Here is a 1,383-nt window from a genome sequence, read left to right as displayed (position 1 = left end):
TGAAGTGGTCCCCGGAAGTTGGACCGAGAAATTTGGTTCCTTCTTCTGGGGAGTACTTTTTTGCATCCGTGTAGTTCGTTGACAGAGGCGCAGCGCAGTGCGGCTGTAGCGTTGTTTGAGCAGGGTTTTGGCGATAGCGCTGTGGCGAGGCATCTGGGTGTGAGTCGCTGGCCGGTGCGCGGTTTGTATCGCCGGTGGCGTGTGCATGGCATGGGAGCACTGGTGGGCAAACCAACGAAGTCGACCTATTCGTTTGAGTTCAAGCTCGATGTCGTTCGCAGGGTCCTTGACGAGGGCGCCACGGCTGACCAGCTCGCCGATGAGTACACGTTGTCCTCGGGAAAGCTGGTCCAGTCCTGGGTGCGGGCCTATCGTCGCCACGGTGAGGACGGGCTCAAACCCAAACCGAAGGGTCGAACACCAGGCGGTGGCAGTCCGCCGACACCTGGTGACATGAGCGATCTGGAACGGTTGCAGCAGGAGAACCTGCGGCTGCGGGCTGAGAACGCCTACCTGAAAAAATTGCGGGCCTTGAGGGCGCAACGACGACAGTAAAAGCCCAAGCTGTCGCCTCCCTCAAGGCCGAATATCCCCTGAAGGTGCTGCTGGATGTCGCGGGTCTGGCTCGCTCGACGTACTTCTATCACCAAGCCAAACATGACCAGCCCGATCCGCTGGCAGACCTTAAGGCCGCCATCGGCAAGGCGTTTGAGGCCGCGCACGGCCGCTACGGCCACCGCCGCATTCACGCGGTGCTGACCAAACAGGGCTGGCAGGTGGCCAAGAAGACCATGCTCAAGCTGATGCGCACGCTGGGTCTGAGCTGCAAGGTCCGGCGCCGGCGCCGCTACAACTCGTTTAAAGGCGAGGTCGGCACCATCGCCGACAACGTGCTCAACCGCGACTTCACCGCTAGCGCCCCGAATCAGAAATGGGTGACCGACGTGACCGAGTTCCGGGTCGCAGATCGCAAAGTGTATGTCTCCCCGGTGATCGACTTGTTCGATCGGTCGGTGATCGCCTACTCCTGGTCGCTATCACCGAACCTGCAGTTGACGCTCACCTCGCTGAGCACGGCGATTGCGACGCTGCAACCCGGCCAGCATCCACTGGTGCACTCTGACCAGGGCTTTCAGTATCAGCACCGGTCCTGGCGGGCGCTGCTCGACGGCGCTGAGGCGTCGCAGTCGATGTCACGCAAAGCCAACTGCTACGACAACGCCGTCGCGGAGAACTTCTTTGGCCACCTGAAAGCAGAGCTGTTCCACCACAACCGATTCGACACCGTAGAGGCCTTCACCACAGCACTCGACGTCTACATCCACTGGTACAACGACGAACGCATCTCAATAAAGCTCAAGGGCCTGAGTCCGGTCCAATACC

The 1,383-nt window shown here is 60.5% G+C and carries 2 protein-coding genes; both read left to right on the top strand.

Features of this window, described 5'->3' with window-relative positions:
• The first annotated feature begins 159 nt into the window (after positions 1–159).
• Positions 160–555 carry a helix-turn-helix domain-containing protein gene (locus tag A5724_RS34715; RefSeq protein ID WP_232004921.1) on the top strand — a complete coding sequence of 132 codons (396 nt, stop codon included), beginning with the start codon at positions 160–162 and terminating at the stop codon, positions 553–555.
• A gap of 44 nt (positions 556–599) precedes the next feature.
• Positions 600–1,383: IS3 family transposase (locus A5724_RS34710; RefSeq protein WP_067806671.1), on the top strand; the 784-nt coding region annotated here is incomplete at its 3' end.

The organism is Mycobacterium sp. ACS1612 (assembly GCF_001667505.1).
Classification (GTDB): Bacteria; Actinomycetota; Actinomycetes; order Mycobacteriales; family Mycobacteriaceae; genus Mycobacterium.
Note: the sequence above shows the minus strand (reverse complement) of the source record. Positions and strands in the feature narration are given on the sequence as shown.